General features: G+C 41.3%; 18 protein-coding genes and 1 tRNA gene. 12 read left to right on the top strand and 7 right to left on the bottom strand.

What is annotated here, in order from left to right:
• Nucleotides 1-161 precede the first annotated feature (161 nt).
• Nucleotides 162-1,832: a urocanate hydratase gene (hutU, locus tag THETH_RS08465; protein WP_013932938.1), complete on the top strand. Its 1,671-nt coding sequence runs from the start codon at nucleotides 162-164 to the stop codon at nucleotides 1,830-1,832.
• A 62-nt stretch (nucleotides 1,833-1,894) separates the two neighbouring features.
• Complete coding sequence (locus tag THETH_RS08460) at nucleotides 1,895-3,181, top strand: YjiH family protein (RefSeq protein ID WP_013932937.1); 1,287 nt, start codon at nucleotides 1,895-1,897, stop codon at nucleotides 3,179-3,181.
• 29 nt (nucleotides 3,182-3,210) lie between these two features.
• On the opposite strand, the gene THETH_RS08455 is transcribed toward THETH_RS08460, so the two are convergent.
• On the bottom strand, nucleotides 3,211-4,485 hold the full coding sequence (locus THETH_RS08455) for an MFS transporter (protein ID WP_013932936.1): 1,275 nt from the start codon (nucleotides 4,483-4,485) through the stop codon (nucleotides 3,211-3,213).
• A 117-nt stretch (nucleotides 4,486-4,602) separates the two neighbouring features.
• Between THETH_RS08455 and recJ the strand changes: the two genes are divergently transcribed.
• The 10 genes from recJ to THETH_RS10740 all read left to right on the top strand — a co-directional run bounded on the left by recJ (nucleotide 4,603) and on the right by THETH_RS10740 (nucleotide 13,403).
• The gene (gene recJ, locus THETH_RS08450; protein WP_013932935.1) at nucleotides 4,603-7,539 is read left to right on the top strand and encodes a single-stranded-DNA-specific exonuclease RecJ; all 2,937 of its coding nucleotides are present in this window, start codon (nucleotides 4,603-4,605) and stop codon (nucleotides 7,537-7,539) included.
• A complete protein-coding gene (locus THETH_RS10590) occupies nucleotides 7,539-8,177 on the top strand; it encodes a RuvX/YqgF family protein (RefSeq protein WP_013932934.1) in 639 nt (212 codons plus the stop codon). Before recJ ends, THETH_RS10590 begins: the two co-directional genes overlap by 1 nt.
• A tRNA-Arg gene (locus THETH_RS08445) sits at nucleotides 8,168-8,244 on the top strand. The genes THETH_RS10590 and THETH_RS08445 overlap by 10 nt, the downstream gene beginning before the upstream one ends.
• Before the next feature lie 24 nt (nucleotides 8,245-8,268).
• Nucleotides 8,269-9,279, top strand: coding sequence for a rod shape-determining protein (mreB, locus tag THETH_RS08440; RefSeq protein ID WP_013932933.1), 1,011 nt, complete (start codon nucleotides 8,269-8,271; stop codon nucleotides 9,277-9,279).
• A 4-nt stretch (nucleotides 9,280-9,283) separates the two neighbouring features.
• Complete coding sequence (flgF, locus tag THETH_RS08435; protein ID WP_013932932.1) at nucleotides 9,284-10,033, top strand: flagellar basal-body rod protein FlgF; 750 nt, start codon at nucleotides 9,284-9,286, stop codon at nucleotides 10,031-10,033.
• A 13-nt stretch (nucleotides 10,034-10,046) separates the two neighbouring features.
• Nucleotides 10,047-10,832, top strand: coding sequence for a flagellar basal-body rod protein FlgG (flgG, locus tag THETH_RS08430; RefSeq protein ID WP_013932931.1), 786 nt, complete (start codon nucleotides 10,047-10,049; stop codon nucleotides 10,830-10,832).
• 21 nt (nucleotides 10,833-10,853) lie between these two features.
• The gene (flgA, locus tag THETH_RS08425; RefSeq protein ID WP_041446445.1) at nucleotides 10,854-11,525 is read left to right on the top strand and encodes a flagellar basal body P-ring formation chaperone FlgA; all 672 of its coding nucleotides are present in this window, start codon (nucleotides 10,854-10,856) and stop codon (nucleotides 11,523-11,525) included.
• 4 nt (nucleotides 11,526-11,529) lie between these two features.
• Complete coding sequence (locus THETH_RS08420) at nucleotides 11,530-12,126, top strand: flagellar basal body L-ring protein FlgH (protein WP_013932929.1); 597 nt, start codon at nucleotides 11,530-11,532, stop codon at nucleotides 12,124-12,126.
• Between the two features lie 10 nt (nucleotides 12,127-12,136).
• Entirely contained in the window at nucleotides 12,137-13,132 is a 996-nt protein-coding gene (locus THETH_RS08415) for a flagellar basal body P-ring protein FlgI (RefSeq protein ID WP_013932928.1), read from the top strand.
• A gap of 1 nt (nucleotide 13,133) precedes the next feature.
• Nucleotides 13,134-13,403 (top strand): rod-binding protein, encoded by a 270-nt coding sequence (locus THETH_RS10740; RefSeq protein WP_013932927.1) that lies wholly within the window; start codon nucleotides 13,134-13,136, stop codon nucleotides 13,401-13,403.
• Here the strand turns inward: THETH_RS10740 and prfA are convergent.
• The 6 genes from prfA to THETH_RS08380 are packed head-to-tail and all read right to left on the bottom strand — an operon-like array spanning nucleotide 13,400 to nucleotide 21,732.
• Entirely contained in the window at nucleotides 13,400-14,458 is a 1,059-nt protein-coding gene (prfA, locus tag THETH_RS08405) for a peptide chain release factor 1 (protein ID WP_013932926.1), read from the bottom strand. The two genes, THETH_RS10740 and prfA, sit on opposite strands and share 4 nt — an antisense overlap.
• Nucleotides 14,455-15,513, bottom strand: coding sequence for a type IV pilus twitching motility protein PilT (locus THETH_RS08400; RefSeq protein ID WP_013932925.1), 1,059 nt, complete (start codon nucleotides 15,511-15,513; stop codon nucleotides 14,455-14,457). The genes prfA and THETH_RS08400 overlap by 4 nt, the downstream gene beginning before the upstream one ends.
• 4 nt (nucleotides 15,514-15,517) lie before the next feature.
• Nucleotides 15,518-18,253 (bottom strand): isoleucine--tRNA ligase, encoded by a 2,736-nt coding sequence (gene ileS / locus THETH_RS08395; protein WP_041446444.1) that lies wholly within the window; start codon nucleotides 18,251-18,253, stop codon nucleotides 15,518-15,520.
• Between the two features lie 14 nt (nucleotides 18,254-18,267).
• Nucleotides 18,268-18,630, bottom strand: a complete 363-nt coding sequence (locus THETH_RS08390) for a response regulator (RefSeq protein WP_013932923.1) — start codon at nucleotides 18,628-18,630, stop codon at nucleotides 18,268-18,270.
• Nucleotides 18,599-21,280: a sensor histidine kinase gene (locus THETH_RS08385; RefSeq protein ID WP_013932922.1), complete on the bottom strand. Its 2,682-nt coding sequence runs from the start codon at nucleotides 21,278-21,280 to the stop codon at nucleotides 18,599-18,601. Before THETH_RS08385 ends, THETH_RS08390 begins: the two co-directional genes overlap by 32 nt.
• Entirely contained in the window at nucleotides 21,277-21,732 is a 456-nt protein-coding gene (locus tag THETH_RS08380; protein WP_013932921.1) for a Mut7-C RNAse domain-containing protein, read from the bottom strand. Before THETH_RS08380 ends, THETH_RS08385 begins: the two co-directional genes overlap by 4 nt.
• Between the last annotated feature and the right edge of the window lie 29 nt (nucleotides 21,733-21,761).

Here is a 21,761-nt window from a genome sequence, read left to right as displayed (position 1 = left end):
GTGGAAATCCAAGCGTAAAGAGTAAAGTCGTTTAAACTGTCAAGTGGCTCTTACTGTAAGACATTATAACCAATTTTCTTGCAGCCCAACAACTTTGATTCTTCAAGTAAAATCAGTAAAATATATGTAGTAAAATGTATGTTAAAAGGAGGTGAATTAAAGTGGTTGAAAAACAGAAAAGTCAACCAAGAGTTGTAAGAGCCCCGCGCGGAAGCCAGCTTACCTGTAAAAGCTGGCAAACTGAAGCAGCTATGAGGATGCTCATGAACAACCTTGATCCAGAGGTTGCAAGAGATCCGATGAATTTGATCGTTTACGGTGGTAGTGGAAAAGCGGCAAGAAACTGGGAATGTTTTGACAAGATAGTTGAAACGTTAAAGGTTTTGGAAAACGACGAAACTTTGTTGATTCAAAGTGGAAAACCTGTTGCCGTTTTCAAAACCCACGAATGGGCTCCAAGGGTGTTAATAGCCAACTCGCTTTTGGTTCCAAAGTGGGCGACATGGGAATATTTCAGAGAACTTGAAGAACGTGGTTTGATAATGTTCGGCCAAATGACTGCTGGAAGCTGGATATACATAGGAACACAGGGAATCTTGCAGGGAACTTACGAAACATTCCATGCAGTTGCAAACAAATACTTTGGTGGAACGTTGAGAGGCAGGTTTGTCCTAACGGCAGGGCTTGGAGAAATGGGTGGAGCTCAGCCTTTGGCGGTTACAATGAACGACGGAGTGATTCTCGCTGTAGAAGTTGACAAAAGAATGATAGACCGACGCTTGAAAACAGGCTATCTTGACACATGGACTGACAATTTAGACGAAGCTTTAAAAATGGTGAAGGAAGCGATGAAAAAAGGTAAACCACTGTCAATAGGTTTGCTTGGCAACGCAGCAGAGATACATCCAAAGCTTGTTAAGATGGGAATTATTCCAGATGTGGTGACAGATCAAACGGCTGCGCACGATCCGCTGAACGGTTATGTTCCAAAGGGAATAAGCTTCGAGGAAGCTTTGGAACTTAGAAAGAAAAATCCACAGGAATATTTGAGAATGGTTTACGATTCAGTTGTTGACCATGTGAACGCGATACTTGAAATGAAAAGACAGGGAGCAAAGGTATTTGAGTATGGAAACAACATCAGAAGGCTTGCGTATGACCACGGTGTGAAGGATGCGTTTGAAATACCAGGTTATGTACCAGAGTACATAAGAGATCTGTTCTGCCAAGGTAAAGGACCGTTCAGATGGGTGGCTTTGTCTGGGGATCCTCAAGACATATACGAAACAGACAAAAAGGTTTTGGAACTGTTCCCAGAGGACGAACATTTGAGAAAATGGATAACAATGGCTCAACAAAAGGTGAAGTTCCAGGGATTACCTGCAAGGATATGCTGGCTTGGACAAGGAGAAAGAACTTTGATGGGACTTGCTATGAACGAAATGGTCAAGAAAGGTCAGCTTAAGGCCCCAATAGTCATAGGTAGAGATCATCACGATACAGGTTCAGTTGCTTCGCCATACAGGGAGACGGAAGCGATGAAAGACGGTAGCGATGCAATAGCAGATTGGCCAATTCTAAACGCTTTGCTGAACACGGCAAGCGGTGCAACTTGGGTTTCGGTGCACCACGGAGGAGGAGTTGGCATAGGTTATTCGATCCACGCCGGAATGGTGATTGTTGCAGATGGCACAGAGCTTGCAAGGCAAAAACTTGAAAAAGTTCTTACGAACGATTCTGGTTTGGGGGTCATAAGACACCTTGACGCAGGCTATGAAATAGCTCGGGAAACGGCTAAGAAAAAAGGTTTGAGATATCCTATGGCAGAGTAGAAACAATTTTTCACCCATAAATCGGCAGCAGTCTGCCAAAACCATGAGAGGAGGGAACGTCCGTGGAGAGGACGAGGGCTGCGTTGAAGTTTTTATTTTTCAGTGCTGTAGGCATTTTTATGTTCTTCATTCCAATCAAGTTGAACAACACATCATCGATTCCTTTGGATCACATCGTCACATGGATTAGGAACAATCTCACACAGGTTGCCATCGTTTATGGACTATTGGTGACAATCATTGGAGCCGTATTCCCGTGGATCACTAAAATCTACAAAAAGTCAAAGACCGAGTTTGTTTTTGCGATTCTCAAAATTCTTGGCGCGGTCATCGCAGTTCTCGTGTATTTCAAAGCTGGTCCCAGTTGGATGATGAGGCCAGACATTGGACCGTTTTTGCTCAACAGACTGGTTGTTCCGGTTGGATTAATTGTTCCAATTGGTTCTGTTTTTCTGGCTTTCTTGGTTGGATATGGATTGATGGAGTTTACAGGTTCTTTCCTAAGACCAGTCATGAGAACGGTTTTCAAAACGCCTGGCAGGTCAGCAATCGACGCTGTTGCCTCGTTCGTTGGTAGCTACTCTATAGCACTTCTGATAACCAACAAAGTTTTCAAAGAAGGCAAATACACAATCCGTGAAGCAGCAATAATAGCAACAGGATTTTCAACGGTATCTGCCACCTTCATGATCATCGTCGCAAGGACTTTGAAACTCATGGATATGTGGAACAAGTTCTTCTGGTCCACACTTTTTGTGACCTTTGTTGTCACCGCAATAACGGCAAGGCTTTGGCCTCTTTCCAAGAAAAAGGATGATTACATTGGCACACCGAATCCAGAACACGAGATCCGTGGGAATCTGTTTGCAGTGGCGTGGAACGAAGCACTTGCAACAGCTTCAAAAGCACCGGGACTTTTGCAGGGAATCTGGCAAAACTTGAAAGCAGGTTTTCGAATGGCTTTGACGATACTTCCAACAATCATGTCCGTAGGTTTCATAGGTTTGGTTCTGGCCACTTATACACCTGTTTTTGATGCAATTGCTTGGATATTCTATCCGTTCACAGCACTTTTAAGATTGCCTGAAGCTTTCTTGGTTGCAAAGGCTTCTGCTGTTGAAATTGCAGAGATGTTCCTGCCAGCATTGCTAACTGTTAACGCTTCTTTGATCAGCAGATTCGTCGTTGGAGTTGTTTCAATATCCGCAATACTGTTCTTCTCTGCATCTATTCCGTGTATTCTCTCCACAGAAATTCCGATAACAATCCCAGAGCTTTTGATTATCTGGATTGAAAGAACCATACTCTCCTTGATAATTGCAACAGCTGTGGCATGGATAATCCTGTGAAAAAGGCAGCCGCGAGGCTGCCTTTCACTTTAACCAATTTCTTTTCCCTTTGTTTCCACCCCAAAGATCGTCACCACAACACCAGCTAAGATTGGCAAAATCGCAAGAATCGAAAAAATTTGAAGCAAAGAAGCATTTCTTTGAAGCATGAATCCGCCGTACTGTGGAGCCAATATTCCTGCTATTCTTGCTATGACCCCAGCCAAACCGTTTCCAGAACCTCTGATGGATGTTGGATACAATTCAGGAGTGTAGGCGTACACAAGCCCCCACACACCAAGTGTGAAGAAAGAAAGAACCAAGGCGATCACGACAAGCGATATGGTACCAGTTACATATGCCCAAAGGATGGCACTCAATCCCATTCCAAAGAAATAAATTGCCAAAGAAGTTTTCCTTCCAAGTCTTTCGATGAAATAAGCTGCAGAGAGATAACCAGGAAGTTGTGCGACCATCATGAAAAAGGTGTACCAAAGCGATTTTGTAGCCTCAATTCCTTGTTGTGCAAAGATCTTAGGTGCCCAAGTGAACAGTGTATAATAAACAAAGCTCACCACAAACCAAGCGGTCCATATCACCAAGGTTATCTTTAAGTAATCCTTTGAAAGAACTGATATAACTGGACTTTTTGTAGTTTTTGGAACAGTTATCTGTTGGTCTATTTTCACTTTCAAAACCTTTTCCAAACCTTCTTTACCTTTCTTCAAAAAAGCAAACTTTGGAGATTCTGAAATCACAAGAAAGATTGGAAGTAACGCAAAACCAACCGCGAAAATCCAATAACTCCATCTCCAACCAAGACTTTGCAAGGTCAAGACGCTGAACAAACCTATCAATATGCTTCCAACCGCCCAACTTGCTTCCAAAATCACCAAATATTTCCCACGAATCTGTTTTCCTGTGAATTCAGAAAGATATGCGTTGACCGAAGGCATAAGACCACCATATCCTATTCCAGCAAGAACTCTGAAGAAAAAGTATTGCGAAGGCGAATTTGAAAATCCCGACAAGGTTGTAAAACCAATCGTGAACAGAAGGTACACAACGTTTGAGATCTTTCTTCCAAACAAATCTGCCAGAAATCCCACCGACAATGCTCCGATAAGCATACCTATAAACGTTGCGCTTGAAAGACTTGCGCCTTGCTGCGGGGTTAATTTCCATTCTTGAAGCATCGAAGGAAGTGTGAAAGACATCACCATAACTCCAGCAGCATCGAACATCCAAGCGATGGATATTATCAACAAAAGCATTCTTTGTTTTTTGATTGTAACAACTTTTTCAACAAGCTCGTCCAAAGTCATCTTTTCACCTCCTGATTTTTGCTTTCACATATATTTTTCCAAAACTTTGTTACACTTCAACTGATGAAAAATTTGTGATTTAATATAAGGGAAATCTGAAAAAGGCAGTTGGAGATTGTGAGGTGGATAGTAAAGCACGTTCCTCAGGAGCAAGTTGATCTTTTATCGCAGCAGCTTGGTATAAGTGAATTTCTCGCAAAGCTTTTGATAAACCGAGGCCTAACCGATCATGAGCAAGTCATACGTTTTTTGAATCCAACCAAGCAAGATCTTCATGATCCAAACTTGCTGTTGGACATGGACAAAGCGTGCGAACTTTTGCTCCATGCAAGGGAGCAAAAATTTCCCGTACTTGTTTATGGCGACTACGATGTGGATGGCATAACCGGTACTGCAGTACTTGAGGAATTTTTGCTTTCGAATGGTTGGCTTGCCTTTCACTACATACCAAAGCGTTTGGACGAAGGATACGGGGTACAGCCGGAAGTGGTAAAGCAGTTTGTGCAAAGCGGTGGAAGGTTGATAATCACCGTTGACTGCGGTATAACCGCCGTTGAATCAGTTAATTTGGCAAACTCGCTTGGATGCAAAGTTATCATAACTGATCATCACGAGGTAGGACCAGTTTTACCAGCCGCTGAAGCCATAATAAATCCAAAAAGACCAAACGATCCTTATCCCTTCAAAGATCTGGCTGGAACCGGCGTTGCCTTCAAATTAGTTTGTGCCCTTGCAGAAAGGCTTGGCTTACCGCTTGAATATGTATTCGAATACCTTGATCTTGTTGCACTTGGAACTGTGGCTGATATGGTAAAACTAATCGATGAAAATAGATTTATAGTCAAAAAAGGCCTTGAAATGATGAAAAAAACAAAAAGACCAGGACTTGATGTGCTTTTGTTCCGCCTTGGTATAGATGAACCTGATTCGAGGGATATAGGTTATCGAGTTGCACCAAAGTTGAACGCCGCCGGCAGGCTTGATTATGCCGAAGATGCCTATAGACTTTTGGCTGTCAAAGATAGACAAACCGCGATGGACTTGGTTAATCTTTTGTTCGAGTACAACACAGCTCGACAAGAAATCGAAAGTGAAATTTACTCCATGGCAGTTGAACAAATAGAAGAGCTTGAGCTTCACAAAAACTCGATCATAGCAGTTTGTGGTGAAAACTGGCACGTTGGAGTACTTGGCATAGTTGCAACCAAACTCTGTCAAAGATACGGAAAACCTGTGCTTGTAATTTCGGTTGGAGAAGATGAGGCACGTGGTTCAGCCAGAAGCCCTGAAAATATAAACTTGATCGAAATTCTTCAACCTTTCTCAAGCTACTTCAAAGAATTTGGAGGTCATCCTTTTGCCGTTGGGTTCACGATAGATTTGAGCATTTTAGATTCTTTCATCGAAAGCTTGAAAGATTATCAAATACCGATTGCGGAAAGTTCTGACACAATTGAAATAGACTGTGAGGTTGATTTGAGTCAAATCGATCAAAATTTGGTTGAGCAACTTAAGATACTTGAACCGTTTGGAAATGGTAATCCAGAACCAGTTTTTATCTTGAAAAATGCAGTCATTGAAAACCCAAAAACCTTTGGTCAAGGCGAATCCAACGCAAAGTTTTTCGTGACTGACGGTGTTAAAAAATTTGAAGCTTTAGGATTTGGTCTTGGACATCTTTTTGAAAAATCCCATTTGAATGGATCTTTAAAAGGCGACTTGGTTTTCACGATAAAGAAAAACGGGGAACAATTGTCCTTGAACGTTTTGGACCTTGTCCTTGACTTACAAGAAAGCGGTTTGACAAAACAGAATAAAAGGCCATCGATCAGCCACAAATGGTTGCAGCTTGAAGAGATTCTTGCAAACTTAAAAGGTCGCGAATTTTTTGCAGTGGACATAAGAACGAGAAATTTCATATACAAATGGCTCGCCGAAAACGATAAAAGAAAAATCATGATCGTTTCGCCGAACAACATTATCGCTTTGCAAACTTACCAAAGCCTTCTGAGGTATGTCGATAGCACCTTGGATTTTCTCAACTCTTTGAACAAAGTACCGTCGCAAAGAATGGGATTTTCAACTGTTGTGTATTTTGTCGAACAGTTTGAAAAGTTTCTTCAAATGTACGATTTGGTGATTGTAAACGAACTTGCACTTTTCAAGACTTTTTCAAAAAACCAGTACGTTTCAAAATTCTTGCAGTTGGTAAAGGACAACCCAACCAAGTTTGCCGCCGTGAGTGTAAAATTTTCCGAGGATTTGTACGATTTTGCAGTGGATTTGGGATTTTATCTGACTTATCAAAGGATCATTAAGCCGACCTTTGGACTGGTTGAAGTTCCTTCTTTGGAAACAGTTTTGGATGAAGCCTGTTGCTTTCTGTTTTCATCGAAATCAAAACTAGCCGATTTTTACAAAAAAGTATCCCACGTTTGGAAAGCCTCAGATCTGATTGTTTACACGCACAACTTAAAGCCGCAACAGAAAGCCTTGGTGTTGAATCAAATAAAGAAAAGAAAATTCAAAAAGCTTTTGTGTGTGACCAACACCGATGGGATACCTGCCATGCTTTGGCAGGACGCTGAAATAGCAATTGGAGATGTTCCACTCAGCCTTTTTGAAATCATGGACAGTCTTTCTTTCGACGGATCAAGTCAAATAGTGGATCTTTGTTTTGATCTGAAAGATGTGGAGATCAGAGAACAAGAATTGAAAGAACTTTTCCCAACGAAAGAATACATTGGACAAATTTTGAAAATGTTCAAAAACGAAGAAATAGATGAAAATAAATTCATCGAAACACTTGTTGAAAACAACTTTTTGAAGAATTCTGCTTACGGAAAGGTTTTGATATCCGTGATGAAAGAGCTTGGAGCGGTTGTAAAGGATGGAAAAATAGATTTAAGCAAAGTAGATCTTTCAAAGCACTCTCTTAGAATGGCAGAGGGACAACTCGACACAGCTTACTTTGAAAGCGTGACAAAGTGGTACCTTCTTCAAAAAGCGAAGGGAATTTGCAAAGCTTTGATGAATCCAAAAGTGGTGATTTAATGATCGCAGCAATAGATTATGGAAAAGCAAGATGTGGCGTGGCAATCGGCGAAAGAATTCCATCAAAGGTTTTCACAGTACCTCCTGAAAAAATAAAAGAAGAGCTTTCAAAATACAACCTTGAAGCCATTGTCGTTGGATTACCACTTTCGATGAGTGGAAGATACTCCTTGCAGACTTTTGAAGTTGTGGGATTTGCAGAAAGGCTTCAAAAAGAACTGAATAAAAAGGTTTACATGATAGACGAAAGGTTGACGAGCGAGCTGTTCAAAGGAAAGGAAAACGTTGACGAACTTGTTGCCGTACAGCTCTTTCAGGAATTTACGTCTTCGAAGATAACTTTGTATCAAATCAAACCTGCCAAGAAGTTGCCAGAGGATATTTTGGAAACAATCAAAATTTTTCAAGGTAAAATTCTTTTGGCGGAAATTTCCGATGTTAATGCTGCTGGTAACAACACAACAATTTTCCAGACAGATCCGTACTACGCTTATTTGTTTCACAAAGCAGGTTTTTTTGTCGAAAGAAGCTGGAAAGAACTGGAAAAACTCTCACCTTTTGATATGATTGTTGTCGAAGGAGATTGCAATAAATTCAAAACTTTTCTTTCAAAAGGTGGAAAATTAGTGTGCCTGTAGCTCAATAGGATAGAGCGCCGGACTCCGGATCCGGAGGTTGCGGGTTCGATTCCCGCCAGGCACACCAAATCTTTAAAGGGAGGTATCAGCGGTGCCAAAAGGTGATTTAGGGATAGATCTTGGTACAGCAAGTTTCATCGTTTATCAAAGGGGTAAAGGTATTGTCATCTTTGAGCCATCGGTCGTTGCAGTGGCCGTAAAAACTGGTGAAATAGTTGCCATAGGCGAAGAAGCCAAAAAAATGATAGGTAAAACCCCTGAGTACTACAAAGCGATAAAGCCGATGAAAGATGGCGTGATAGCTGACTACAAAACCATAGAAGCTGTCATAAAAGAATTCATCAAAAGGACCGTCAAAGGATCGTTCTTGTTCAAACCAGAACTTGTGATAGGAATACCAACCAAAGCAACAAGCGTTGAAAGAAGGGCGGTTTTTGAAGCGGCTTTGAACGCTGGAGCAAGGAGGGTCCACGTCGTCTCAGAACCGTTGGCTGCGGCAATAGGTGCAGGAATCGATGTTACCAAATCCGAGGGAAGCATGGTTGTGGACATAGGTGGAGGAACAACCGATATAGCGGTGATAAGTCTTGGAGGAGTTGTGGTTGGGGATTCGATAAAAATCGCAGGAGATGCCATGGATGAAGCCATCGTTCGTTATGTGAGAAAAAAATATGGTCTTGTCATAGGCGAGCCAACCGCCGAACAAGTGAAGATAAAAATAGGAAAAGTACACCCAGACATGGAAACATATGAAATGGAAATCAAAGGAAGAGATGCCGTAACAGGACTTCCAAGAACCGATAAAATCACGTCCGAAGACGTTATGGAAACATTGCAACCTTTGGTAGGTACCATTTTGGCAAGGATAAAAGCTGTACTTGAAAAAACCCCGCCGGAGCTTGCGGCGGACATAATAAACAACGGAATAATTTTAACAGGTGGAGGAGCATTGCTTAGGGGCCTGGACAAACTTATGGCAGAAGAGCTTGGTGTGAAAGTTGTGGTAGCCGAAGATCCGTTGACCTGTGTTGCAAGAGGAACAGGAATTCTTTTGGATGATGAAAATTTGCTGAAGGTGGTAGCCGTTTCTTACACGAGGTGATGAAATGATAAGAGGTATCTACACGGCAGCAATGGGAATGCTACTGGATATCAGCAAACTCGATGCAGCATCAAACAACCTTGCAAACGTTGAAAGCGCAGGGTACAAAAAAGATAGGTTGGCCTTTAGAGCCTATCACGAAAGGGAAATTTACGTGCTTCCCAACAAAAGACAACCGATAGGAACACTCGCTTATAGTGCCGTTTTGGACCACGTGTACCCAGATTTTTCCCAAGGAACTGTTCAATACACCGGAAATCTCTTGGACTTGGCGATAGAAGGGGAAGGATTTTTTGCGGTTGAAAGAAACGGAGAGATTTTTTACACCAGGGCTGGCAATTTCAAATTGGATGCTGAAGGTTTTCTTGTCAACGCCGATGGACTTAGAGTTCTTGATATCAACAATCAACCTATAAGGTTTGAAAATGGTTATTCAATCGATGAACAAGGATATGTTAGAAATTCTTTAAACCAACCAGTAACAAGAATCGCCGTCTATTCCTTCGAAAACGTAAGATATCTGAGGAAGTTTGGTTATACTCTCTTTCAACCGACTCAAGAAAGTGGTGAACCGTTTGCCGCCGAAAATTTTAGGATTTTGCCAGGATATGTCGAATTATCAAATGTCAACGCTGTGAGGGAAATGGTTACGCTCATTGAAGCGCAAAGACACTTTGAAATAGCCCAAAAAGCCGTGATAGTTCAAGACGAACTTGTTGCAAAATTAATCTCTCAGGTGGGAACGTTGAGGTAGGAGGCGATTTGAGATGATGGTTTCGCTTTATTCGGCGGCAACGGGAATGTGGGCTCAGCAGTACAAATTGGATATAGTTTCAAACAACTTGGCGAACGTTGATACAACCGGTTATAAAAAAGTTCGAGCGGAGTTCCAAGACCTGATCTACCAGTATTACAAAAATGCAGGAGCTCCAACAGCCGTCGATTCAACCATACCGACGGGAATTTACACCGGCCATGGAACCAGGCTGAGTGCCACCACAAGGATATTCACCATAGGAAACATCGAGCACACTGGTAACGCTTTGGACCTTGCGATAATGGGAGATGGGTTTTTCCAAATTCAGCTTCAAGACGGAAGGATTGCCTACACCCGTGATGGCGCATTCAAGATAGACAGTGAAGGAAGAATTGTCACCGCAAATGGTCTTGCCCTTGTTCCAAACATAGTTGTTCCACAGGATGCGGTGGCGATAAACATTTCTCCAGATGGTATCTTTTCAGTTGAAATGCAGGATGGAACGATTCAAAACCTTGGGACGATTACCCTGGTACGCTTTGTAAACCCAGCTGGCTTGAAAGCAATTGGAGATAACTTGTTCGTTGAAACAACCGCTTCAGGGGCTCCAATAGAAGGTGTACCAAACCAAGATGGATTTGGAGCCATACAACAAGGTTATCTTGAAAAATCAAACGTCGATGTGGTTAAAGAAATGGTTGATATGATCATTGCTCAGCGTGCTTACGAACTGAATGCAAGGACAATTCAGACTGCCGACAACATGCTTGGAACAGTAAGCACGCTGAAGAGATAATTCTAAAGTAGGTGAACGATGATGAGAAGGTCGAGTTTGCTCGCCCTTCTCATTTTTATTTTCTGTGTAGCCTTTTCCTCCCAAATAGAAGATTCCATTAAAAAAGCTGTCGAAGATTATCTTGTTTCCAACTTTGGAAACTCGATAAAAATTCTTTCCTTCGATATAAATACCAACCTCGAAAACGTGGACGACTTTGAGATACTTTCGCACTTTGTCAACAGGGATGATGTAAGAATACTTCTAAAACTTTTGAATAACGGCAAAATCTTGGGATATTGCCGGGTCAATTTGAAAGTAGTCGATTACAGGAAAGTGGTGGTTGCAAGAAGAATAATAAAAAGCGGACAAGTAATTCAACCTGAGGATGTAAAAATAGTTGAGTTAAACGTCTTTGGAAAAAGAGGAAATTTTGCGGAGAAAATGGAAGACGTGGTGGGAAAAGTAAGCAGAAAAATGTTTCGAGAAGATGAACCAATCGATCTTTTCTACGTTGTTCAACCGCCGGACGTCAAAGCTGGGGAAATATTAACAGCTGTAGTTCAACTCGATGGTCTAATCGTCACGGCTTTGGTCAGACTCATGCACGATGCTTACTTTGGAGACGTTGTGAGAGCCAGAAACTTATCGACGGGATTTTTGATCCAAGGAATCTTGGGAACTGACTATAAAATCTACGTTTCAGGGAGCTGAGAAGATGAGAAAAATTCTGATTCTAACGCTAACAATATTTCTGATTGGAGTACTGAATGCCACATCGCTTTGGAACAGTTCAAACAACAGCGCGTTCAAAAACATCTTTGCGGACAAAAAAGCCCGCAAAATTGGTGACATAGTAACAATTATCGTAAGAGAAACTCCCACCTTCAACTCCGCAAGCGAGTACGATTCACTTGCAAAAGCTCTTGTCAACTTTATCACGGGTGCTGTTAAAGGAATAACCCAATTTGATCTCTCACAGTTTATACCGATCAACCCCAACACAATGCAAAAGCATTCTGCAAAACTCAGCAACAACGTTAGTTTCACCATATCAGCAACAGTTGTGGATGTACAGGACAACAAGCTGGTTTTTGAGGGAAGCAAGAAAATAAAGGTTCAAGATCAGCTGAGCGAAATCATAATTCGTGGAACTGCTAGATACGAAGACATAGATGCGAACAACACAATTGAAGCTTCCAAGCTTGCGGATAGTCAAATATGGATAAACGGTCGGCTGGTCTTCAGCCAAAAACCTGGCCAAGAGTCTTGGCTGGATTACGTTTTAACAGTCCTTGCAAGGTTTTTCTTGTGAGGTGAGGAATGTGAGAAAATACCTTGCGGTCTTTTTGTTGATAATAGCTGTTTTTTCCTTCGCAACAACGAGGATAAAGGATATCGCAACTTTTAGGGGAGCAAGGGATAATCAACTTTTTGGTGTAGGTATCGTCGTTGGATTGAATGGAACAGGAGATTCTGGAAACGTCAGCTCCCAACTTTTGACTAACGTTTTGAGGACTTTCAACATCACGATAAATCCCAACGATTTTAAATCAAGAAACGCCGCCTTGGTAATGGTTGTTGCCGATATTCCACCGTTTTACAAAGAAGGAATGAGATTGGACGTTGTGGTTGCATCAATAGGCGATGCAAAATCTCTTGAAGGCGGTGTGCTTTTGCAAACACCACTTTACGGTGCCGATGGAAACGTCTACGCCGTTGCACAGGGAAATGTGAGCTTGGGCGGGGCGAATGTGAAAGTTTCAGCCAACCTTCAAACTAAAAATAGAATAGTTGGTTACATACCAAATGGAGCCATTGTGGAAAGAGAGATTCCATTTGAATTTGTGAACGCTAACACCGTGACGTTGCTTATCTCAAAACCAGATTTCACCACGGCTGCCAGGGTTGCCGAGGCGATAAACAGAACTTTTGAAAGAAGAATAGCAAAGGCAATTGATGGAGCAACGGTTAAAATCGAGGTACCATCTGCATTTGAAGACGATGTTGTCACCTTTCTTGCTTTAGTTGAGGAAATTGAAGTAACTGTCGATATGCCGGCAAGAGTGGTCGTAAACGAAAGAACTGGTACTGTCGTTTTCGGTGGAAACGTTAAAATTCTTGATTTCACGCTGTCCTACGGTGTATTCAACATAACGGTCAGAAATGGAAAAGTCGTTGCAGACAAGGAAACAGAAGCAACGGTCGCTAATTTGATAAACGCTTTAAAAAGCCTTGGTGCATCGCCGCAGGATATAATTGCCATCCTTCAAACGATGCACAAGGCAGGCGTTTTACTCGCCGATTTGGTGGTGATGTAAGTTGATTTACGGTGTAGACTTGCCTTCAGGTTCAAGCAAAGATAAGCTTTGGAATGCATGTAGCGAATTCGTTGGAACGATCTTTTACGACATTTTCAAAAAGATGTACCATTCCATTCCAAAGTCCAACCTCTTGCCGGAATCTTCAGGTGAAAGATGGTTCAAAGAAATGCTATTTTACGAGTATTCAAAAGTAGTGGCTAGAGAAAATCTAAAACCATTGGTGAACATGATCTACCAAAACCTTGCAAAGAAAGGTTATGGAAGTTAGCTTGTGCTCACTTTTTGTTTGAGTTGTTGGACAAGTTCGTGTTCTAAAAGTTTTGTTATGATTTCGTCCAAATCTCCGTCCAGGATTTCTTGGAGTCTGTAAGAAGTGTAGTTGATCCTGTGATCGGTTACACGATTTTGCGGGAAGTTGTACGTTCTTATCTTTTCGCTTCTTTCCGCCGTACCAATTTGGCTTTTCCTTTGTTGAGAAAGCTCTTTGTTTATTTCCATTTGTTTCAACTCGTAAAGTTTGGAGCGAAGAATTGCAAATGCCCTTTCGCGGTTTTGATGCTGCGATCTTTCCGATTGACATGTCACAATTATGCCAGTTGGTATGTGGGTGATTCTAACGGCAGATTCAGTTTTGTTGACATACTGTCCACCGTGTCCTGAGGCTTTACAAGTTTCAATCTTTAGATCCTTCGGATCTATTACCACTTCAACTTCACTCACTTCTGGCAAGACCGCAACCGTAGCGGTCGATGTGTGTATTCTTCCAGAGGATTCGGTTATCGGTACCCTTTGGACCCTGTGAACACCACTTTCAAGTCTTAAAATTTTGTACGCAGATTTTCCTGTTATCGAAAGCACTATTTCTTTGAATCCACCTAACCCTGTGTCGTGAAAATCCAAAACTTCGACTTTCCAACCTTTTCTTTCAGCATACCTGCTGTACATTCTGAAAAGATCGGCGGCGAACAAAGCCGCCTCTTCTCCGCCGGTTCCAGCACGGATTTCCATGATCACATTGTTGTGTTCTTCCGTTGGCAAAAGAAGAGAGATCAGCTGAGAGAGGAGCGTTTCATAATTGGCCTTTGCCTTAATTAACTCTGATTCAAGTGAGGGATCTTCGTTCAACGCTTCCTGCCAAAATTCGATTTCTTCCTCGCATTGTTTCAGCTTATCATAAGTTTCAAGAATTTCCTTTATCTTTGAATATTCAACGGCCAAACTCTTGATTTGATCCGATGTCAATTTCGGATCACTTAACTGAATTTCTATTTTTGCCAGTTTTTCTTTCAGTTCATTTACTGCACTTTCAACAACTTCGATCATCCTATCTTTCTCCTCATCTCCTCAGGGTTTCTAGCGTACTCGTAAACCTGAGATTTGTCTATCAAACCATTTACGTAGGCTTTGAACAGAGCATCGTCAAACAACACCATACCCTGCTTGGCACTGGTTTGCATTATAGATTCTATCTGATGCAGTTTGTTTTCGCGTATCAAGTTCTTTACCGCTGGGGTACCAACCAAAATCTCAAGGATTGGCACCATACCTTTTCCATCAGCTCTTCTTAAAAGCCTTTGGTATATAACCGCCACCAAAGTATTGGCAAGCTGAAGCGCCACTTGCTTTTGTTGATGAGGTGGAAAAACATCTATAATTCTTTCCGGTGCAGTTGCGGCACTGTTTGTGTGTATCGTACTGAGCACCAAATGACCTGTTTCTGCAGCTGTGAGAGCCAAAGCCATCGTTTCAAGGTCTCGCATTTCTCCAACGAGTATCACATCCGGATCCTGTCTGAGGGCATACTTTAGTCCATCGTAAAAACTCTTTGTGTCCTGACCTAGTTCTCTTTGGTGAACTACAGACTTTTTGTTCGTAAAAACGTACTCTATGGGATCTTCTATAGTGATTATGTGATACGGGTAATTGGAGTTTATATGGTCGATAATAGCAGCCAAAGTTGTGGATTTACCACTCCCAGTTGGCCCTGCAACGAGTATGAGCCCCGAATCGCGCTCGGCGAATTCTTTTAAAATGGAAGGCAAACCAAGTTCTTCGAAGGTCCGTATTCTTTTGGTTATCAAACGAAGTGCCAATGCAGGCTTTCTGCGTTCGTAATAAAGGTTGCCACGTACCCTTATTTCTTCTCCAACATCAAACGCAAAGTCTATTTCTTTTTTGTTCTCAAGGGCGTGAAAATCTATGCGTTCAAAAAGTCTTTCGATGCTGTCCAAAAGGTCTTTTTCAGTTATAACAGGATAATTCCTTTGAAGTTCAAGTAATCCATTTATACGGTAAACTGGATGACAACCGACGGACAAATGAACATCCGATGCCTTCTTGTTGAAGGCATCGGATACCAAAGCAAATATGTCCAACATACCTTCATCCCTCTGAGCTTAGAACCTCAACGCACCTTGGACAAGCTTTTGGAAATCTTGGGTCAAAACCGGCCATTGGATGGTATTTCCAGCATCTTTCACATTTTTGTCCGTCTGCCTTGTCAACTTCAACTTTTATCAAAGATGTGCCACCATCTTTGGTAAACTTAACTTGAGAAACGATCAAGAATTCTTCCAAAATCTGTGAATATTTTTCCAAAAGCTCATAATAATCCTTCGAAGCAATCTTGATCGTCACTTTTGCATCGAGTGAATGACCTATCAAATCGTTTTGCCTTGCTTCTTCCAACTTTTTCAAAACGACGTCTCTTACTTCCATCAACTTGTCAAAGTCAGCTAGAAGTTTTTCATCAACCCATTCTGGGTGGTATTTTGGCCATGTTTCTGCGAAAATCGTTTCGAACTTTTTGCCACGGAAATGTTCATAAGCTTCTTCGCAGGTAAAGGTGAGTATTGGAGCCAGCATTATCAACACCGATTTCAAAATCTCGTACAAAACCGTTTGTGCAGACTTTCTTTTCAAAGAGTTTTTGCCTTCCACGTACAACCTATCTTTGATTATGTCAAGGTAAACTGAACTGAGTTCCACTGAACAATACTTCACCAATATGTTGTAAGCCCTTGAAAATTCGTAATCTTCGTAGGCATCTGTGACCGATTTTACAATCTGTTGAAGTCTTCCCAAAGCCCATTTGTCTATCGGCAGAAGTTTTTCGTAAGGTACAGCCTGCTTTTCGTCGAAATCGTTGAGGTTGGCCAAAAGATATCTTATCGTGTTCCTAAGTTTTTTGTAAACCTCAACTTGTTGAAGGATTATTTTTTCAGAAATCCTTATATCGTTGAAATAGTCGCTGCTGGCAAGCCACAGCCTCAACACGTCTGCGCCGTACTTTGAGCATATCTCCAATGGATCGACGACGTTGCCCAAAGATTTGCTCATCTTTTTGCCTTCTTCATCTTTTATAAAGCCGTGAGTTAGAACAATTTTGTACGGTGCAACACCATGTTTTACGACGGAAAGCACTATCGAAGAGTTGAACCATCCTCGATGCTGATCGCTTCCTTCAAGGTACATGTCTGCTGGGAAAGAAAGATCAGGTCTGTTGTTCAAAACAGCTTCAAAGGATGCACCTGAATCAATCCAAACGTCCAAAGTATCCATCATTTTGGAAAAGTTCCTTGAACCACAGTTTGGACAAACAAAACCAGGAGGAAGCAGTTGTTCTTCTTCCAATTCAAACCAAGCGTTTGTTCCTTTCTCTTTCACAATTTCTGCAAAATGCCTTACAGTTTGCGGTGTCAGAGAAACGTGTCCGCAATCTTTACATTTGAACGCGGGGATTGGGACTCCCCAAACTCTCTGCCTTGAGATGCACCAATCAGGCCTTTCTTCGATCATCGCACTGATGCGGTTTTTACCCCAATCTGGAACCCACTTGACCTTTTCTATCTGCTCAAGAATCCTTTTTCTCAAGTTGTTCCTATCTATGGAGATAAACCACTGATCCGTTGCCCTGAATATCACAGGATTTTTGCAGCGCCAGCAATGAGGATAAGAGTGTGAAACACTTGAAGCTTTCAGCAGTGCACCAATTTTTCTGAGGTCTTCGATTATAACATCGTTTGCCTCAACGATGTTCATTCCTGAATATTTTCCAGCCTCAGGTGTGAAGTTTCCAGCTTCGTCGACCGGAGAAAGTACCTCCAATCCATGGATCAAATAACCGTACTCGTAGTCTTCTTCACCATGTCCAGGTGCTATGTGGACACAACCAGTACCAGTCTCCATGTCGACGTAATCGGCGGTTATTATGCGCGAAGTTCTTTCGTACAGCGGATGTAAAGCCAGCTTTCCATTCAACTCTTTTCCATTGAATTTTTCAACCACCTTGTATTCGTTGATGCCAAGCTCTTTCATCATACTTTGAAGTAGCTTTTCCGCAACGATCCAAATTTCCCCGTTAACCTCAACTTTCACGTAGGTGTGATCTGGATGCACTGCAACACCAGTGTTTCCAGGCAAAGTCCAAGGTGTCGTAGTCCAAATGACGATGTATTCGTTTTCAGAATCCTTCATTTTGAACTTGACATAGATCGATGGGGAAACGTGATCATAGTACTCTATTTCAGCTTGTGCCAAAGCTGTTTGACAGTTCATACACCAAAGGACTGGCTTTCTTGCCCTGTAAATGTATCCATCCTCAACGAGTTTTTCAAACACTTCGTAAATCTTGTATTCATAATCTGGTGTTAGCGTGGCATAGTAGTTTTCCCAGTCTCCAATTACACCAAGCCTTTGAAATTGCTTCTTTTGCATTTCAATTTGAGATTTTGCAAATTCCTCACAGGCTTTTCTTATCTGAATTGCAGACATTGTTTTTGCTTTTTCCCCAAGCATAGTCGTAACTTTATGCTCGATTGGAAGACCGTGCGTGTCCCAACCAGGTACGTATGGCGATTTGTAACCTTGAAAGATTTTGTACTTGACTACGATATCCTTCAAAATCTTGTTCGAAGCAGTACCTATGTGTATTGCTCCGTTGGCGTATGGCGGACCATCATGAAGAATGAAAGTGGGGCAATTCTCTCTTTGCTTAAGCAAATAGCGATACACATCGATCTTTTTCCATTTTTCCAAAATTCTTGGTTCTTTTTCAACCAAATTTGCCCGCATTGGAAAATCGGTACTTGGCAGGTTAAGTGTATCCTTGTATTCCAAGGTCATATACCTCCTTACATACTCAAAAGTTTTGTCACAGTTCTCTTGAGTTCTTCAAGATCGGGTGATTTAACAATATAAGCATCGGCAGCCCACGATGCAAGATCGTATTTGTAGTGACTGTATGCGGTGAGCAAGATTATCTTTATCCTTGGAAATTTCTGCCTCAAGGTGCCTGCAAGCTCTATGCCATTCATCCCAGGCATCTCGATATCTATGGTCACCAAATCGAAGCTTTTCTCCTGCAGTTTCTTCAAAGCTTCCTCAGCGTTTGAAGCAGTTTCAACTATATGTCCCATATCCTGAAGTTCTTCACTGATGAGCAACCTTACGTTTTCCTCATCCTCAACGACCAATATCTTTGCTTGTTTTTCCATCCTCTCCCTCCTTTTCAACGGGTAATTCGAAGAAAAATTCTGTACCGTTCAACCTTGGTTCAACCCAGATCCTTCCACCATGTTCATCTTCCACTATTTTTTTGCAAATTGGAAGTCCAAGGCCTGTTCCATAGGTTTTCGTCGTAAAGAATGGTGTGAAAAGCTTTCTTGCAACCTCATCTTTTATTGGTTCACCTGTGTTGAAAACGGATGTTATAACTTTGCCTTGCTCATAAAATGTTCTCACGACAACTTTACCATTTTCAGGCGAAGCTTCTATGGCATTCTGTATCAAGTTTATCAGTACTCTCTTTATCCTGTTTCTATCGGCAAAAATTTCAGGAATTGGTGATGGTTGAAATTCTATCGTGATTCCTTGCTTTGAAGCTTTTTCGTTCATCAAAACTATGACCTCGTTTATCAGTTCGTTTAACTGAAATTTTACACGATCGATCTTTACCGAAGTTTTACTGAAATCGAGTATTTCGTTGACAATTTCTTGCAAATGCTCAATCTCCCTTGACAATATTTCCAAATACTTTTCTCGTGCAACAGGATCGGAGATGTTCTTCTTCAATCTGTTCAAAAATCCACCAAGAACCGTTATGGGATTTCTCAACTCGTGTGCCACCCTTGCCGCAACTTCTCCAAGCAATATCAATTTTTCCTTGCTTTTTCTTTCCTGTTCCATTTTATATTGTTCGGTGACATCGTCCAAGGTTACTATTACACCCATCAAAGTTTCTCCGTAATTTTCCCACATTGGTGAATATTTAACGTCAAAGTACCTTTCACCCGCAACTGTTTCAACCATGTAGTTCGATAAAGAAATTGGTTCTCCAGTCTCAAAAACTTTCATTGCCACCCCAAAAAGATCCTGATACGCAGGTCCAAATTCGTCGTAGGTGCGTCCAATGACAGCTTCTCTTGGAAGACCGAATATCGATTCAACCATTTTATTGCATTCGATTATTTTTCCACTTTTATCCAAAACTACAACGGCTGTACTCAAATTTTGAAGGATACTTTCGCTGAATTTTCTAAGATAATCGATCATGTTTTTCTGCTGTTCAAGGCTTTCAGTTTTCTTTCTAAGTTCCTCGTAGTTCATCGCGTTCTCTATGGCTAAGCCTGCGCTGTCTGCAATCAATCTGAGTATTTCAATGTCAGTTTGCGTTATAGAAGCTTTGGTGAACTTGTTGTCCAGTATCACAACGCCTATGGTGTCCCACTTTCCAATCAACGGAACAACGACAAATTCATCGACGTCAAGCAATCTGAGCAAATCTTTTATGGAATTTTTCAAAGTTTCGGCAAGTTCTGGTGTTACGTGAATTAATTTTCTTCTTAGAACCACTCTTTCAAAAATCGGATGTTCTTTGTAAAAGAAAAGCTTTCCTGCTATTCTTTCCGTTAAACCTTTCGAAACGTCCAACATCATGGCTTCCTCTCTCAGATACTGCGATAGATCACCATAGTTCAAAGCCCTGCGCTCGGCTTCTTTCCAAATTTGTTCGATGTTGTCGGTTTCCAGCGGTCCAAGCCAAAACTTTCCCTCAAGTGCATCAATTTTTCTATTCCTTATAAGCAGCATCGCTCTGTTGAACCCAAGGCTTCTTCCAGATGTTAAACCCAAAAGCAGAATTTTGTACACATTGGTAAGATCGTAGCTTGACCGCATTGCGTTGCTTATTGCATGAACTAAATCCATTTTCTTAAGGTAGATTCTCTGCTCTTCGATAAGCTTTTCGTAATCCTGAGTATACTTTTTGAGTGTTTCAATCTGCTTTGCCAGATTTTGTTGATAGATCAACCTTGAAAAAGCCAATGAAAATCTTCTGGCAGCTTCCTTTAAGATCTGTAAATCAGTTTGATCAAAGCTATAACTTGGTCTATAACCTTTTGGTTGAATTTTGTTCACCACAATAAGCAATCCAAGAAGTTTATCTTCAAGGTTTACAGGAGTGGCAACCATTGACTTGCATTCAAAGCTTATGAAATCTATCTTGGGTTTTGTTTGCAAAATCCCATCTGGCTCTTTTGCAATTTTTCCAACAAGTGGATGGGATGAAGGCAACATGCTGGTCAAAAGCTGGCCTTTATCCACACCGTAACCACAGCTGAAGACATAATTATCATCTTCTTTTTCGAAGAACATTACAACCTCTGCTTTCAATATTTGGGCGATTTGATTTGTAAACTGCTCCTTAAGCTCCAAAGGATTGTTGCAACCATAGAAGAGTTCCGTCAAAAAAGTCATATTTCTATAGCGCTCACAGTCGTCGAGAATCTGAAAATACCTTTGAACCCAATCAAGTGAAATTGAAAGCTCTTCAAGAATGTCTTCTACTTTTGTGCCCTTTGGCTTGTACAAAACGACCACACCCAAAAGTTTACCGGGAAGCTTTAAATCGTAAACTTCTCTATTTTCATCTGCCTGCAACTCTTTGATGGAAACTTTTGTTGTACCTGTCAAAGATTCATCCCTTGTAGTTCCAACCAGCCTTAATTCGTCTTTTTTATTTTCAAACAAGAAAATATCGCAACCTTCGGCCTGGCAGATTTGGCGAATTTCCTCTGCCACCTTGCACATTGCTTTTGAACTGTAACCATTTTCGAAAAAGTCGAAAACCAAGTTGAAAAATCTCACAGATTTAACCTCCTAAATTCTTCCAAAGCATGTTCTACATGTGTCCCTTCCCAATACAACCTTCCGCAAACAGGACATTCGTAAAACTCATTCCTTATTTGTTGAACATAAAGTGGAACTTTTTGCTTGACTTTTTCTGGATTTGCCAAAATCAATTCGGCATTGCACAAACTACACCTTGTCATTCTATCAGCATTTTTCAAATCCAAAACTTTCGAAAGTTCAACCAACTGTTGTCTCCATGAGTCTGACTTTAAAAGCAAACTTCTTATCCCTTGCTTTAAAGCTTTCATGTGAAGTTCTCTATTCCTTGTGATCAAAATTCTACCTGTTTCGAAACACAATTTCAAAATCTCATCTTCCTCTATTTGCGAAAGATAAAGGGTGTCAAAACCAAGAAGTCTTAGCTTCTTTGCCAATTTTCCAAGCATCCTGTCGGCAAAAAACATCATAAACCGACTCTCCTTATTATATAATTATA

It is taken from the genome of Pseudothermotoga thermarum DSM 5069, assembly GCF_000217815.1.
GTDB classification, from domain to species: Bacteria; Thermotogota; Thermotogae; order Thermotogales; family DSM-5069; genus Pseudothermotoga; species Pseudothermotoga thermarum.
Note: the sequence above shows the minus strand (reverse complement) of the source record. Positions and strands in the feature narration are given on the sequence as shown.